Source organism: Sinomonas sp. ASV322 (assembly GCF_030908245.1).
GTDB lineage: Bacteria > Actinomycetota > Actinomycetes > Actinomycetales > Micrococcaceae > Sinomonas.
Map to the genome: position 1 here is coordinate 11,457 of NZ_JAVFJJ010000007.1, position 15,457 is coordinate 26,913.

General features: G+C 65.4%; 13 protein-coding genes. 6 read left to right on the forward strand and 7 right to left on the reverse strand.

Translation table 11 applies throughout. The features are described from left to right. Positions 1–9: 9 nt before the first annotated feature. From RBS12_RS11095 to RBS12_RS11105, 3 genes are all read left to right on the forward strand, one after another. Positions 10–1,506, forward strand: a complete 1,497-nt coding sequence (locus RBS12_RS11095) for an alpha-amylase family protein (protein WP_307966168.1) — start codon at positions 10–12, stop codon at positions 1,504–1,506. Positions 1,507–1,747: 241 nt separating this feature from the next. Continuing rightward, positions 1,748–2,380 carry a TrmH family RNA methyltransferase gene (locus RBS12_RS11100; RefSeq protein ID WP_307966169.1) on the forward strand — a complete coding sequence of 211 codons (633 nt, stop codon included), beginning with the start codon at positions 1,748–1,750 and terminating at the stop codon, positions 2,378–2,380. A gap of 198 nt (positions 2,381–2,578) precedes the next feature. Then, positions 2,579–3,064, forward strand: a complete 486-nt coding sequence (locus tag RBS12_RS11105; protein WP_307966170.1) for a hypothetical protein — start codon at positions 2,579–2,581, stop codon at positions 3,062–3,064. A gap of 218 nt (positions 3,065–3,282) precedes the next feature. Here the strand turns inward: RBS12_RS11105 and RBS12_RS11110 are convergent, their stop codons facing one another. The 6 genes from RBS12_RS11110 to RBS12_RS11135 form a co-directional block, all read right to left on the reverse strand. Then, positions 3,283–4,623: a NosD domain-containing protein gene (locus tag RBS12_RS11110; protein WP_307966171.1), complete on the reverse strand. Its 1,341-nt coding sequence runs from the start codon at positions 4,621–4,623 to the stop codon at positions 3,283–3,285. A gap of 29 nt (positions 4,624–4,652) precedes the next feature. Continuing rightward, complete coding sequence (locus RBS12_RS11115; RefSeq protein WP_307966172.1) at positions 4,653–5,996, reverse strand: glycoside hydrolase family 32 protein; 1,344 nt, start codon at positions 5,994–5,996, stop codon at positions 4,653–4,655. Positions 5,997–6,080: 84 nt separating this feature from the next. Continuing rightward, complete coding sequence (locus RBS12_RS11120; protein ID WP_373886514.1) at positions 6,081–7,142, reverse strand: LacI family DNA-binding transcriptional regulator; 1,062 nt, start codon at positions 7,140–7,142, stop codon at positions 6,081–6,083. 57 nt (positions 7,143–7,199) lie between these two features. After that, positions 7,200–8,039, reverse strand: a complete 840-nt coding sequence (locus RBS12_RS11125; RefSeq protein WP_307966174.1) for a carbohydrate ABC transporter permease — start codon at positions 8,037–8,039, stop codon at positions 7,200–7,202. Beyond that, positions 8,036–8,893 (reverse strand): sugar ABC transporter permease, encoded by an 858-nt coding sequence (locus RBS12_RS11130; RefSeq protein WP_307966175.1) that lies wholly within the window; start codon positions 8,891–8,893, stop codon positions 8,036–8,038. The genes RBS12_RS11125 and RBS12_RS11130 overlap by 4 nt, the downstream gene beginning before the upstream one ends. 98 nt (positions 8,894–8,991) lie before the next feature. After that, a complete protein-coding gene (locus tag RBS12_RS11135; protein ID WP_307966176.1) occupies positions 8,992–10,263 on the reverse strand; it encodes a sugar ABC transporter substrate-binding protein in 1,272 nt (423 codons plus the stop codon). Between the two features lie 561 nt (positions 10,264–10,824). On the opposite strand from RBS12_RS11135, the gene RBS12_RS11140 reads away from it, so the two are divergent. The 3 genes from RBS12_RS11140 to RBS12_RS11150 all read left to right on the forward strand — a co-directional run bounded on the left by RBS12_RS11140 (position 10,825) and on the right by RBS12_RS11150 (position 14,864). Next, entirely contained in the window at positions 10,825–11,019 is a 195-nt protein-coding gene (locus RBS12_RS11140; protein WP_307966177.1) for a hypothetical protein, read from the forward strand. 46 nt (positions 11,020–11,065) lie between these two features. Beyond that, entirely contained in the window at positions 11,066–12,250 is a 1,185-nt protein-coding gene (locus RBS12_RS11145; RefSeq protein WP_307966178.1) for a right-handed parallel beta-helix repeat-containing protein, read from the forward strand. 133 nt (positions 12,251–12,383) lie between these two features. After that, a complete protein-coding gene (locus RBS12_RS11150) occupies positions 12,384–14,864 on the forward strand; it encodes a GH32 C-terminal domain-containing protein (RefSeq protein WP_307966179.1) in 2,481 nt (826 codons plus the stop codon). Between the two features lie 4 nt (positions 14,865–14,868). On the opposite strand, the gene RBS12_RS11155 is transcribed toward RBS12_RS11150, so the two are convergent. Then, complete coding sequence (locus RBS12_RS11155) at positions 14,869–15,450, reverse strand: cadmium resistance transporter (protein WP_307966180.1); 582 nt, start codon at positions 15,448–15,450, stop codon at positions 14,869–14,871. Positions 15,451–15,457: the final 7 nt, after the last annotated feature.

Below are 15,457 nucleotides of genomic sequence, written 5' to 3' on the forward strand. Positions count from 1 at the left end.
GTGGGGGCCGTGTCCCCTTCACGAATCTTCGCCTTCGCCGCGTGCGTGGCCGCGGCACTCTCGCTTCTCGTCGGCCAGCCAGCCGGAGCGGAACCCGGCAGCCCGCCGGGAACTCCGCCCCTGCACTCCGCCGCAGACCAGCACTCGCCCCAGCATTTCAAGGACGTCATCGCGAATCTCTGGGAGTGGAACTGGCTCTCGGTCGCGAAGGAATGCACCAACGTCCTCGGGCCGAACGGGTATGCGGGCGTCCAAGTCGCCCCGCCCCAAGACTCCCTGACCCGCAGCGGACACCCGTGGTGGGAGGTCTACCAGCCTGTCGACTACAAGCTCACGAGCCGCATGGGCAGCGAGGACCAGTTCAAGGCGATGGTCTCGACGTGCCGAGCGGCGGGCGTCAAGGTCTACGTCGACGCCGTCATCAACCACATGACCGGCCAGGGGAACATCTCCTACGGGGGCGTCTCATACACCCACTACAGCTACCCGGATTACGGCTACGCGGACTTCCACCACTACCCGGCGGACTGCCCTGAACCGGACAACGGGATCCATGACTGGAACAGCTTCCAGGAGGTCACGCACTGCGAGCTCCTCGGCCTCGCGGACCTCCGCACGGAGTCGGACACCGTTCGCGCGACCCTTGCCGGCTACCTCAACAAGCTCATCGGCTACGGCGTCTCGGGCTTCCGCGTCGACGCCGCCAAGCACATCGGCCAGACGGACCTGGCGGCCTTGGAGAGCCGCTTGAACAACACCCTCGACGGCGACCGGCCCTACATGGCCCTCGAGGTGTTTCCGGGCAGTCCCGGACAGCTCGCCCCCGAGGCGTTCGAAGGCCAGGGCTCGCTGCTCGGCTTCGACACGGCCTACGAGCTCAAGTCCGCGTTCATGGGAAGCATCGCCTTGCTCAAGGGCTTCGGCGCGGGCCTCCTGCCCTCCGACAAGGAACTCGCGTTCGTCCAGAACCACGACACCGAACGCAACGGCTCGACCCTGAGCTACAAGGACGGGGCCACGAATTCGCTCGCAACGCAGTTCCTTCTCGCGAGCGGCTACGGCACGCCGCAGGTCTACTCGGCCTTCAAATTCGCGGGCGGGGACGACTCTCCGCCCGCTGACGCGAATGGGTATGTGACGGGCACCGACTGCTCGACGACGTGGGCGTGCGTTGACCGAGACCCCGCAATCCTCCATCTGGTCGCGTGGCACAACGCTGCCGCGCGCGCCGACGTCGCCAACTGGTACGACGACGGCGCGAACCTCGTCGCGTTCAGCCGCGGTGACAAGGCGTGGATCGCGATCAACAACGGGACGGCCGCGGGCACGATCGACGTGCAGACGGGGATGCCGCCTGGCACGTATTGCGACGTCATCAGCGGCAGTTCCGCGGGCGGGATGTGCACGGGGCCGACAATCACGGTGGATCCGCGCGGATTCGCGGTCGTGACTGTTCCCGCGAAGGGCTCGCTCGCGTTCACGCTCGGGGACCGGGCGCACGCGTAAGAGGGGCCGTTCCGGCCTGCGGGCTGTCCTGTACGCGTACACGAGGGGACGCGTCCGGAGCGTACGCGTTTCGCGGAAAAGCGGGGCCGCTGGCACGAACGCACGGCGGAAGATCCCCATAATTCCACGGATTAGAGGACGGACTAGCCTGTGTTCCGTCCCGTACTCGTACACAAAGGAACAGGTTCCTTCGTGTACGCGTACGGGACGGGACGCTGAGCCGCTCGAATAGGCTGGTGCGGTGACGGTAGAGCGTGAGCATGAGGTGGGCGTCGGCCCGTGGGAGGGGCGCTGGCCCGAGGGCGAGCACTGGGACCCCGACCTCCTCGCGCACGGCGACCGCCGCAACGTGCTCGACCGCTACCGCTATTGGAAGCACGAGGCGATCGTGGCCGAGCTTGATGCGCGCCGCCACGAATTCCACGTCGCGATCGAGAACTGGCAACACGACCTCAACATCGGCACGGTCGTGCGCACAGCGAATGCCTTCCTCGCCAAAGAGGTGCACATCATCGGACGACGGCGATGGAACCGGCGCGGCGCGATGGTCACCGACCGCTACCAGCACATCCGCCACCACGCGACCGTCGAGGACTTTGTCGCGTGGGCGCGGTCGGAGGACCTGCCGATCCTCGGCGTCGACATCTTCCCCGACTCCGTGCAGCTCGAGACGTACGAGCTTCCCCGACGCTGCGTCCTCGTCTTCGGTCAGGAGGGCCCGGGCCTGACGCCCGAGGTGCACGCGGCCGCCGAGGCCACGCTCTCGATCGAGCAGTTCGGCTCGACTCGATCGATCAACGCCGCCTCGGCCGCCGCCATCGCGATGCACGCCTGGATCCGCCGGCACGTCTTTGGGCAGACGCCGAGCGCCTGAATCGTAGCCCGACGATCCTTGACGCTGCCCTCGGCTGGGCTTACATTCGCGGCAGCTGGGTGCTCAGGACGGCTCTTGGACGAACCATCGCCCGCAGGGTCGCCCGATGAAAATACATCGGGGCAGGGTCTCCGTCCGGGCCAGCCCGGCGGCTGCGCGCAGCGGTGTCCCGCCAATCGGAATGAGGAAGGGCGAGACATGCTCACCAGAACGATGGCCAGCCTTGGCGCGAGTGGACTCTTGGCGGCCGCGATTGCAGCCGGGGCTGCGGCACCGGCCAACGCGACGACAACCCAGACGTGGCATTCCACCACGGTCGCGGACGTCATCCCAGTGACGTGCGACGGACCGGGAGCGAACACATCATTCTCCGGCACGGGCACCTCCGTGGCGCACCTGACGGTAAACAACGCCGGAGACAGTTGGTTTACCGAGACCCAGGAGGGCACGGTCACGCTCACCACGTTGTGGGGCGGCGTCTGGGGCACGTGGACCGGGCACCTCCAAGAGTGGTTCGGGTCCGAGGACAACAGGCAAAGCAGCGTTCAGCACGCGACGGTCAACTTCCAAGGCACGGGCGTGGCGGATCCGTCCAGGACTCTCGCCCTGCACGGCGCCTTCACCGCGACCGTCAACGCCAACGGGGTTCTCGTAGTGAACAACCTGACCGTCACCTGCCAGTGACGTCACCTCCGTGTGGGCGGGCTCTGGGACCCGCCCGCACGGCATCCAGGGGGCCCTATCGCTCCCTAGGCCCGACCCGCCGCGGTCATGCAGGCGCTCTCGCCGGGTTCAGCGCGCGGCGCGGAACGCCGGGCGGAAGCGCAGGGCCGACCACACCTCGTCGAGTGAGACCGCATTCTGAGGGCGGCTCCGGGCGCAGCACCCCGGTCCGCAAATGCCTAGAAGCCGATCGTGGGTGTGGCCCTCACGGCGTTGACAGCCCTATCTGCGATAACTTCGGCGTCACGTCCGGAATCAAGAATTGTATTCCGATCCGATTCGGAATCGACCATCACCGTCGTCACCGCGAGGCCGTCCGAAGCCGCGGTCGTCAACAGGGCGTCTACCTGGGCCGAGAAGCAGGAGTCGCTGGACTTCGAGCGGACGTCCATCGCCACCACGTGGTTGTTGGAGACGAAGTTCCCACCCCCCGCCATCAGCCGGATGATGACCGGTGCCGCGCCTGTCGGCCGGATGCGCTGGGAGTCGATGATCTGAGAGAAATGGTTGCCGACGACGGAGTTGTTGCTGCCGCTGATACGGAGAAGTCCGTTGAGGTCGTCCAGCCCGTTGTCGACTTCCAGGAAGGGCGTCCAGGGCTCATGGTCACGCAAGAAGTGATTCGTGGCCACGAGGTTCTCCGAGCTATTCGCCGCGAGAATCAGCATCCCAGGGTAGAACGAATGCAAACGGTTGTTGGTGACGCTTGAACGCGTGACGCCGTCGAGATGGACGCTGCTCGCACCCCGGGGGAAGACATTGTTAGCGGTGATCAGGAGCCCGCCATGGTTCTCGGCGTAGATCGAGCGGCCCTTGAAGCCTGCGCCGACCAAGTTGTCGGTGATCTTTGATGCCTGTCCCCATCCGCGCAGCTCAACGCAGCTTCCACATTCGGCGATGAAGTTGTCGTGAACGGAAAGCGCGTCCGCGTGGTAGGCAGTGAGAGCGTTCTCAAGGTAGACGAACCCCATGCCGGTTACCCGGAATGAGTCATTGGCGCTCGCGACGTAGATGCCGGTCTTGCCGTTGACGTAAGTGTTCTCGGGATGGAGGCCCGAGCCATCCGAGTTGAAGTGCAACCCGTCGATGCAGAAGTTGGAGAACTCGACCGAGCTGATGCGCGGACTCCCGCTTCGTTCAACGTAGAAGGCGGCTCCCTCGGATTCCTCCCCGTCTCCGCTGAGGGGAATGTCGACGAGAATGCGACTCCCTCCGGGCCACAGCTCATGCAAGTCGGGCCATTCGTCGTCGGGAACATTGAACCGGATGCTCGACGACGTAAAGCCGTGCCCCGAGCCGTGGATCCTGAAGAAGCTGACGTCGATCACCACCTGCGTACGAAGGGGGTAGTCCCCGGGCGGGATGTAGATCACCGCGCCCGGCTTTCCGCCATGGTTCGCATCGCTGCCGGTCTGCCGGTCCTTGATGTCGGCGATGATGCTGTTGATGACTTCACCGACGTCCTCAGACGGATTGCCAACGGGCCACGCAGTGACGTCGTAGTAGTTGTTGCTTGACATTGGTTGTTCCCTTTGCGATGTGGCGGAGTTCAGCCGAGCGGATAGGCCGTGCCTGCGGCGTCCCGGGCCGCGAGCGTGGCGTCGCCCTCCCGGGGCGCCGGGAACGCCAGAGCGCCGAAGGAGCCGATGATTTCAACGATGGGTCCGTCGACGACGACTCTCACCGCGCCGCTGCAGGGCATCGACCACCGTCCCAGGTCGGATGTCGCTGTCAGAGTGCCTCCCTCGGGCCCCCGGGTTCGCTCGAGCCGGAAAATGTTCCGGATCCCCTCGTCGAGGGACAGTCTCCCTCCGTGCGACCACTCGATGTCGAACGCGCCACTCACCGAAATCTCGGGCTTCTGAAGGGCAGCGAGCGGCTGGCCGAACCCCCGGCGTCCCAGCAGGCTCAACGGGAGGCGGATCTCCAGCCGGTCTCCGACGAGGGCGAGCCGATGCGGCAGGCTGTGCGCTCCGGCCCAGCCTGCGTCAGGGTCGGAGACGTGGCGGAGCCAGTAGATGATCCCCGGATTGCCGTCCTTGTCGCGGTAGACCGCGCCCGCATAGTAGGAGGGGCCATAGGTGAGCCGCCGCCAGGGCGTCTCTGCCACGAAGCGTCCGCAGACGATGTCACCGAGGGCGTAGGCCTCGTAGTGGGGCCGGATCGGCTCCCAGACGGAGACGAGCAGCGCCCACTTCTCCCCGACGCGGACGGCCTGAGGGCATTCCCACACCGAGCCGGTCCACACGCCGTCGGCCTCGCTCGAATGGCGTGAGGCGAACACGCCGTCGTAGCGCCATGCGGAAAGGTCGTCGGAGGCCCACGAATACGCGACCGCGGTCCCGTCGGGGCGGCCGGACCCCATGATCATGCGCCAGCAGGTGCCGTCGTGGAAGACCAGCGGGTCCCGAAACGCCACCGATTCCTCGCCTTCGGGGAGATCGGCGACGACGGGGCCTTTCACCCAGCGCTCCCAGCTGGCCTCGCTCCCGGGCGCGGGGCGCGCCAGCCGCGCCTTGCCGATCTCGGGGGCGTCGTCGTCGACCGAGGTGTAGAACATGGTGCTCTCGCCGCCGGGCCCGGACGCGATGCTGCCGGACCAGCAGCCGCCGTCGCCCTCTCCCGGTTCGAGGGCTACGGGCCTGGTCTTCCACGCCAGGAGGTCGTCTGAGGTGGCGTGGCCCCAGCGGCACTGCGGGGCCCAGTCGGTGGCTCCGGGGACGTGCTGGTAGAAGAGGTGGTATTGGCCGCCGTGGAACGTCAGTCCCAGGGGATCGTTGATCCATCCCGAGGGGGAGGTGAAGTGGAAGGCCGGGCGCGAGAGCTGTTGTCCCGAACCGCTGCCGTGGTCTACGGCGGCGGGGGTTTCGTCAGTCGCGGAATGTTGTGGCATGAAAGTCTCTCTCGTGAATCGTTTTGTTCGCGGCGAGGCTAGGCACTCCGCAGGGCAGAGCACCGCGGGTCACGGGCCTTCGGATCAGGTGGGGACCGATGGGCGGAACTCCCGAGGGGGCGCGACAGAGTCTCGCGTCACCAAGGGGCACGGCAGCAACGCTGAGACCCATTCGTGGTCGGATCGGTTCTCCCCGTCAGCAAGCATCTCGACGACGGTCTCGAGCGCCCAGGAGCCCATCTCGTAGTGGGGCAAGGCCACGGTAGTCAGCGCGGGGAAGAGGTTCGCCGCGATGATCTCCTGGTTGTCGAAGCCCACGATGGAGAGGTCCTCCGGGATTCTCAGGGAGAGCTCGGCCGCTGCCCGATAGGCGCCCATGGCCATGCGGTCGTTGTAGCAGAAGAGGGCCGTCGGTGCGGAGCGGGCGAGGATCTCTTTGGCGAGCTCGTAGCCTTCGGGGGTCTCCGACACTGTCTCGCCCACGAGCTTCCCGTCGTAGGGGACGTCGTACTCGGCGAGGACCTGCCGGTATCCGGCCAGGCGCCCGTGGGTCGCAGGGACGTCGTCATTGTTGTTGAGGAAGGCGATCCGCCGGTGGCCTGCCTCGGCCAGATGGCGGACCGCGGCAACAGCCCCGCCGACCTCATCGGGCACGACGGCGGGCAGCATGCCAGCGGTGTCTGTCGCGTCGATGAGAACGGCGGGCACCGCGTCGAGGTTCGGGGGGAGGGTGATTCTCCGGTGATACATCGTCGCGTAGAGGATGGCATCGACCTGCCGGTCGAGGAGGGCCTGCACGTCGGCTTGGTGCGCGGCGGCGCCGTCGCCCCGTTCAGCGCTGACGATGACTAGGGTGAGGCCGTGGGCGCGTGCGGCCTCCTGGGCCCCGAGGATGATCCTGCCCGCGTGTGGAGTGGTCGCGATCTCCTCGCTCAGGAGCCCGATCAGCCCAGATCGGCGGGTCCGCAGAGCCTGCGCGACCCTGTTCGGTCCGTAGCCGAGCGATTTCGCGGCCTCGCGGACACGGCTCCTCGTCTCTTCGGCCACGCGCGTGTGCGGCGTCTCGTTGAGCACATGCGAGACCGTCGTCACGGACACGCCCGCCATCTTGGCGACATCTCGGATGCCCGCAGTCTTCACGCGGATCCTTCCCCCGAGTTTCTCATCAGATCACATCCTTTCAGGGGACCGGTGTGGCGGGCGTCAGCCCTTGACCGCGCCGAGGGTCAGCCCAGCGACGATGTGTCGCTGGAGGAGCAGGGTCAGGAGGATCACCGGGACGGAGTAGACGACCGCAAGAGCGGTCATCGAGCCCCAATCGAGGCCGAACTGGGTCTGGAAATTGGCGATGACCACGGGCGTCGTCTGAGCCCGAACCGCTGTCAGGAGCAGGGCGAAGAGGAACTCGTTCCACGAGGCGAGGAAGGCGAAGATCGCCGTGACGGCCACCCCTCCGGACGTGACGGGGATGACCACCCGCCACAGCGCGCCGAGCCGGGAGCACCCGTCGATCTTGGCCGCCTCCTCGAGCTCGGAGGGTACGGCTTCGAAGAAGCTGGACATGAGCCAGATCGACAGCGGCAGGGAGATCGTGGTGTGTGCGACGGCCAGGGCGATCGAGGTGTCGGAGAGGCCGAGATTCCGGAAGATGGAGAGCATCGGCACGCCGACGACGATCGGGGGCACCATCCGGGTCACGAGTGCCGCGACGATGAAGAACCGTCCGAGCCTTGTGCGGAACCGGGTCACTGCGTACGCAGCGGGCAGGCCTAACGTGAGCGAGATCGCGGTGCTGAGCGTCGCCGTCACGATGCTGTTGACGAACGAGGCGGTCACGCCGCTGCGCGAGAGCGCGGAGACGTAGTTTGCGACCGTCCATTCGCTGGGCAGGAGTCGCGGGGGCACGGCGATGGTCTCTATGGGTGCCTTGAACGAAGTCAGGAGCATGTACACGAACGGGAAGCCGTAGAGCACCACGACTGCAGCGAGGATGATCCACAGAATCGTCTTCGAGCTCAGCTTGCGGACCTCGAGCCCGTTCATCGCTTTTCCTCGCTTCCGGGGCGCCAGATAGACAGGATCGCCGCGACGGCGACGGCGAGCATGGCGATCAGGTAGACAGTGCCCATGGCGCTCGCGAGGCCTGGGTCGCCGAAGCGTACCATCGTCCGGTAGATCAGCAGCGAGAGGGTCTCGGTGCTCGACTGCGGCCCGCCGTTGGTTTGAATGAGGATGACGTCGAAGGCCCTGGCGGCATCGATCCCGCGCACGATGAGCGCGACGGCGATGACCGGGCGCAGCAAGGGCAGCAGAATCCGGAACAGAATCGTGGAGTACCGGGCCCCATCGATGCGGGCCGCCTCGATCAGGTCCCCTGGGATGTTCTGCAGGCCGGCGAACAGGACGAGGGTGATGAACGAGGTGGTGAGCCAGATGTCCGGAATCGCGACAGAGAACAGGGCGATGTTCGGGTTCGACAGCCACTGGATATCCGTGCTCGAGTGCAGGACTCCGACTCTCGTGAAGAGCTCGTTGACGATGCCGAAGTTGTCGATGAGCAGGAACCGCCAGAGCAGGCCCGCCACGATCGGGGCGATCATCAGCGGGTAGAGGAACACCGTCCTGAAGACCCGCGACGCGTTGCCCAAGGCCGAGAACAGCAGCGCCACTGCCAGGCCGAGGACGAACTCGAGGGTCACGACGATGACGGCGTACAGCACGGTGCGCCACGCGGCATCGATGAAGTCCGCGTCCTGGAAGAGCCTGACGTAGTTCCCGAAGCCGACGAATTCGCGTGGGCCTCCGGCGATAGGGGCGATCTTGAAGAATCCATCGATGACGAACTGCAGGAGCGGCCAGCCGATGAAGACCGCCAGGAACGCCCCTGCGGGCAGCATCAGGAGTGCCGCGAACCGGCGGTCGGTCAGGCGGGTCCGGGATGTGCTTCCAGCGGGCCGGCGCGGGTGGCTGGTGAGGCCACCCGCGCGGTCCACCACTACTTGACTAGCGATTGGACCTGCTCCTTCGCAGCGTTCAGCAGGGCCTGGTCATCGGCCCCCGGCTGAAGCGACTTCTGGATCATCGGGACGAGCACCTTGTCCACGATCTGCTGCCACTTGGGCGTTGCCGGCCGCGGAATGGTGGCCGAGGCGTTGAGCGTGTCGATCAGCGGCTTGTAGTTCTCATAGCCGGCCTGGTTTTCGTACTTGGCGAGAGCGGACTTCCGCGCCACGAGGCCAAGGGTCGTCTGGGCGGACAGCTCGTTGTGGTCGTAGGCGAACTTCAGGAAGTCGTTCGCGGCCTGCTGTTGCTGGCCGGCTTTGGGCACCGAGAGGTACCACGCACCGGGGACGCCGGCGACGCCGCCAGGGCCAGCGATCATCTCGGCGACGCCGACTTTGCCGTTCACTGGAGCATCCTTGGGGATCGACCGGTATTCGTGCGCCCAGAAGAGCGACATGGCGGTCTTGCCCTGGTTGAACAGGTTCTGGGCTGCCGCCCAGTCGACCTGCGCACCGCCGGGAGGTGCGTACTTGGCCAGGCTGTCGTCGAACTGGAGAGCCTTGAGGCTGTTCGCGTTCCCGAGCGAGACGCTGGACCCGTCGGGGCTGACGACCATGGTCTTTTCCCCGGTCTGGGAGAGCATCGCGAGCCATTCGGTCTCGACGGCGCCTTTCACGTCCGTGCCGAACATGCCGTCCTTGGTGAAGAACGCGGCCGCGTCCAAGTACTGCTGCCACGTTGTGGGCGGCTTGAGGTCGTACCCGTACTTCGCTTTGAAGGCGGTCTGGTTGGCCGGATCGTTGAAGAGGTCTTTGCGGTAGTACAGGATTTCCGAGTTGGTCCACACCGGCATGCCGATGTATTTGCCCCCTACGTTGGCCTCATTCACGAGAGCCGGGAACAGGTCCTTCTTCACATCGTCCGTGAACAGGCTGTCCAGCGGGGCGACGGCGTCCTTGAACGCGGGCAGCCAGACGGCGTCCAACGCGGCGACGTCGAAGGAGACACTGCCAGAGGTGAACTCGCTGTTGAGCCTGTTGTACAGGCCGTCGTATGGCAGCTCGACGAAGGAGACCTTCGTGCCCGTTGCTTTGGTGAACTCGTCCGCGATCGGCTGCAGCTCGGCGTGGCCGCCGGCCTCCACGAGCACGGTGATGGTCTTCCCCGTGGCCGACGACGTGCTGCCGCCGACGCCGCAGCCGCTCATGGCCAACGCGGCAGCCGTGGCGACCGATGCGGCCACGGCGATTTTCTTGCGAAGCATCCTTACTCCGAATCTTTCGTGTCCAGATGGATCAGTGCTCTGGGTGTCCTGATGAATCAGCGCTCTGTATGGAATCAGTGCTCTGTGCGTTTCCCCGGGGTTGGGACTTCGTGCGAAAACGTCTTGGCAAAACGTCTTGGCAACGAAGCTAGGGGTGCCTGAAGAAGTGCGTCAAGTGCCAAACAGGAGCCAAAATTCCGGATCTGCAGCCAAACATTTTGGCTTCCCGACAGTTCTCGGAGGGCTTGGCCGCGACTCTGGGAGTGGGCCAGTCCCGCCCGCGGGAGAGCTTTGCTGCTCGACCGTGGGCCACGTTTCAGCGTGGTTGGCGTTCTTCGGCTAGTCCAAGTGTCGAAACGTTTACGGCCATAATTCTCGCGGGAACCATTGACATGAACAAAGGGTGACAGTAGCTTTTCGTCGAAACGTTTGCGTGACTCCGTCCGCCCGGGCGGCGCAAACGGCCCTCTGTTCGATCGAAGACGAACCGATTCATGCGTGGCAGCGCGCGAGGCGATTCAGACGATCGGGCAGTGCTTTCCCCTCGAGAGGAGAGTCTCCTTGAATCCTGCGAAGCGACCTGTCGCCCGGCGCAGCATCCTGCTCGGGATGGTCGCGAGTCTCGTGTCCTTCGGCGCCGTACAGCAGGCGCCTGCGCTCGCCCAGACGCCGCCCGCACCGGCGGTTCCCGACGCCGGGCACCCGGTTCAGCACGCGGACCATCCGCCGTACCACGCGATCGTCGGCGTCCTCTGATCGTCGCGTTGCTCGCCCTCGAATCCCACACCTCGAAAGGACCACCATGGCCAACACCGTCTACGACGTCACGACGTGGACCGGCACCCCGTACATCGACCCCCACACGGACATCGGAGCCGTGATCAACCAGATCATCGCGAATATCAAGGCCAATCAGACGACCCAGACGACGCGCCCCGGTGCCGTCATCTACATCCCGCCTGGACACTACAACCTCTTGACCCGGGTCGTCATCGACGTCAGCTTCCTCCAGATCAAGGGCTCTGGGCACGGCTTCCTCTCCGAGGCGATCCGCGACGGGTCGTCGACCGGCTCGTGGACCGAGACGCTGCCGGGCGCCAGCCATATTCAAGTCATGAACACCGACGGCAATCTCGAGGCCTTCCTCGTCTCGCGCACCGGCGATCCCAATGTGGTCGGTCGCCTCAATAGCATCGAGTTCAAGGACTTCTGCCTCGACGGCGTGACGGACAGCAAGCCGTATCTCCCCGGGAACTCCAAGATCGGCATTTCCGTGCAGTCGGACAACGACTCCGTGCGGATCGAGGGCATGGGATTCGTGTACCTGGCGCACGCGATCATCATCAAAGGCGCCGACGCCCCCAACATCACCAACAACTTCATCGCCGAATGCGGCAATTGCATCGAGCTGACCGGCGCATCCCAGGTCGCCAAGATCACCAACAACTTCCTCATCAGCGCGTGGGCGGGCTACTCGATCTATGCGGAGAACGCCGAAGGGCCGCTCATCACGGGCAACAGCATCCTGTGGGCCGCCAACATCACGATGAACAACTGCAATCGCGTGACGATCAGCTCCAACAAACTGCTGAGCAACTTCCCCAGCATGATCGCCCTCTTGGGGACATGCACCGAGAATCTCATCTCCGCCAACCACTTCCGACGGGTCTACGGGGACGGCACGTCCACCCGCTTCGACGACCTCTTCGGGCTCGTCCACCTCGAGGGGAGCAACAACACGGTCACGGGCAACATGTTCTCCTTCAATGTGCCAGCCGCGAACATCACGCCCGCCGGCGCCAACCCGACGATCGTTCTGGTGAAGAGCGGGGACGGCAACTACCTCGCGACCAACAACATCGTGAGCAATGTGCCCACCATGGTGGTCCTGGACGCGAGCACGACTGCAACACGGATCATCTACAGCGCAAAGAGCGGACAGTTCAACCCTTACACCACCAACTACTCCTTCATCGCTACGCCGTAACGGCGGACGGCGACAGGGCGGCGCGGTCCTTGCGGCCGCGCCGCTCTGCAATGACCTGCCTACCAGTCAATGACGACGAGAAAGGCCCGCACCATTGGTGAAGAAAACATGGAGGGCTGTCGCGGCGATAGCCATGGCCAGCGGAATCCTCCTGCCAACGCTCCCGGCTTCGGCCGGAACCACCTATACCGAGACCTACCGGCCACAATTCCACTACAGTCCGGCACAGAATTGGATGAACGATCCCAACGGGCTCGTCTACGCCAATGGGAAATACCACCTCTTCTACCAGTACAACCCGTTGGGAAGCACGTGGGGCAACATGTCGTGGGGCCACGCGGTGAGCACCGACCTCGTCCATTGGACTGAGCTCCCGGTAGCCATTCCCCAAGACGCGAACACCATGATCTTCTCGGGTAGCGCCGTCCTCGACACAGGCAACACGAGCGGATTCGGCACGAGCACGAATCCTCCGCTTGTCGCGATCTACACCGCGGTGAACAAGACCACGGGAAACCAATCCCAGGCCCTCGCGTACAGCACCGACGGCGGCCAGACCTTCACCAAATACGCGGGGAATCCCGTCCTCGACATCGGCTCGACCAACTTCCGCGATCCGAAAGTCTTCTGGTACGCGCCGGGAAATGAGTGGCTCATGGCGGCCGCGCTGTCGGATCAGCACAAGGTCACGTTCTACACCTCGCCCGATCTCAAGCAATGGACTCACGTGAACGATTTCGGCCCGGCCGGGGCGACGGGCGGGCCGTGGGAGTGCCCGGACCTATTCCAGCTTCCGGACCCCGCGAATCCAGGCCAACAGAAATGGGTCCTGATCGTGAATCTCAACCCGGGCGGGGTGGCCGGCGGCTCGGGCGCGCAATACTTCACGGGCAGTTTCGATCCGGTGCACGGGTTCACGCCCGACGGCGTCCCGCCCGTCGGGAGGGCGCTCGGGAGTTTCGATTCGGGCACCTTCGACGGCTGGACGGTCACGGGTACCGCTTTCGGCGCGGCCCCCGCGACGGGCACGCTGCCAAACCAGATGCCCGTCTCGGGCTGGTCGGGCGCCGGCTATGCGAGCAGCTTCAATGGTGGCGACGCCTCGACGGGATCATTGAGCTCGCCCAACTTCACGATCGATCACCGCTACCTGAACTTCCTCGTCGGCGGCGGAAACCACCCCTATGTCTCAGGATCCGTGACACCGGGCGGGATACCCGACGGGGTCACGTTCGCCGACTTCGAAGGCACGACCTATGGTGCGGGGTGGCAGGCTACGGGAGATTTCGCGGCCACCGGCCCAGCTGCCGGCACCCTGCCGAACCAGAACCCGGTCAGCGGCTACATCGGAAGACAGCTCGTCAACACGTTCACCAATGGCGACGCGTCGATGGGAACCATCACGTCGCCGTCGTTCACTATCTCCAAGCGCTACGTGAACCTGCTCGTCGGCGGCGGGAACCACCCGTGGGGCTCGCCGAACCCGACGTCCGTGAACCTCGTCGTCAACGGCCAGGTCGTGGCGACGGCGACAGGCCAGAACAGCGAACACCTTGATTGGGTCAGCTGGGACCTCAATGCCTACGCAGGCCAGGCGGCGACGATCCAGATTGTCGACCAGAACAACGGACCGTGGGGGCACATCCTCGTGGACCAGATCATGTTCGGCGACAGCCCCGTCTCGGTGGCCCAAGATACGGCAGTGCGGCTCGTCGTCGACGGCCAAGTCGTCCGCAGCGCGACGGGCCAGAACACCGAGCACCTCGACTGGACGACGTGGGATCTCAGCGACCTGCAGGGAAAGACCGCGCACATCGACATCGATGACAACAACAGCGGCACGGGCGGAGGCGCATGGGCCCACATCCTCGCCGACCAGTTCTCGCTTGCTGACGCCTCCGTGTCCTCGGCCCTGCAGACCACCCATTGGGTGGACTTCGGCAGGGACGACTATGCCGCCGTCACCTACAACAACACCCCGGACGGCAAGCGGATCATGATCGGCTGGATGAACAACTGGGACTATGGACAGTCGATCCCCACGTCACCGTGGCGGAGCGCCATGACGGTTCCCCGGGAGCTCACCCTCAGCCTGGTCAACGGCTCGGACGTCCTCGTGCAGAAGCCGATCGATCAGCTGGGCCAGCTGAGTGCTGGCCCGCCCGTCACCCAGCAGAACGTCTCCGTCCCGCCCGGCACGACGCCGCTCGCCACGAGCGGTGAGACGCTCGATCTCACCGCGACCTTCTCGCCCGGGACGGCGAGTTCCTTCGGACTCGAAGTGCGGACCGGGACGGGGCAGCAGACGATCATTGGCTACGACAACGTGGCAGGTCAGGTGTACATCGACCGGACCAGTTCGGGGAATGTGGGCTTCTCGTCGAACTTCGCGGGAGTCCAGCGGGCTCCACTGACGCTGAGCAGCGGAACGGTCAAGCTCAGGGTGCTCGTGGACTGGTCCTCCGTCGAGGTATTCGCCAACGATGGGCAAGCCGTCTTGAGCGATCAGATCTTCCCCGATCCCTCGAGCCAGGGAGTGTCTGCCTTCGCCCAGGGCGGGACGGCGACCCTCGTCTCGTTCTCGGCGACGCACCTGAACTCTGCATGGGGCTAGCGGGTCAGAGGAAAGAGCGGGCGAGCGTCGCGAGCCCGACGGCGATGTAGGCGAGCGGGACCACGCGTCCCGCTCGCCATCGCCGCTCGCCGCGCGGCCTCCAGACGGCGCGCCCCGCGAAGGACGCGAGAGCGCACCACAGGACGGTCAGGGCGGCAAAGCACGCGACGGCGGCGGCGCCGTCGGCCGCGTTCAGGTCATGGAAGAGGGGGACGTAGAGGGCCAGATTGTCCCCGCCGTTGGCGACGGTGAAGGCGATGACGGCGAGAGTCGAGTTGGCGCTGTGACGGCCGCTCGCGCCGTCGTCGTCCTTCGCGGGACGCAGCAGCGAGGTGAGCCCGATGACTATGGGAACGAGGGCGAGCCACCGGACCCACGACGACGGCGCACTCGCCACAGCGCGCGCCGCCAGGATCGCCGCTGCCGTAAGCACGCCCATGCCGACGAGCTGGCCGGCCCAAATCCTGAGGGTATTCCGGCCGCCCGCCGCCCGATCGACGGCGAAGAAAGCCGTCAGCCCCACGAAATCATCGAGGTTCGTTGCCGCAAACGTGCTTGCCGCGACGGCGAGAATTCCGATGTCCATGAGGCTG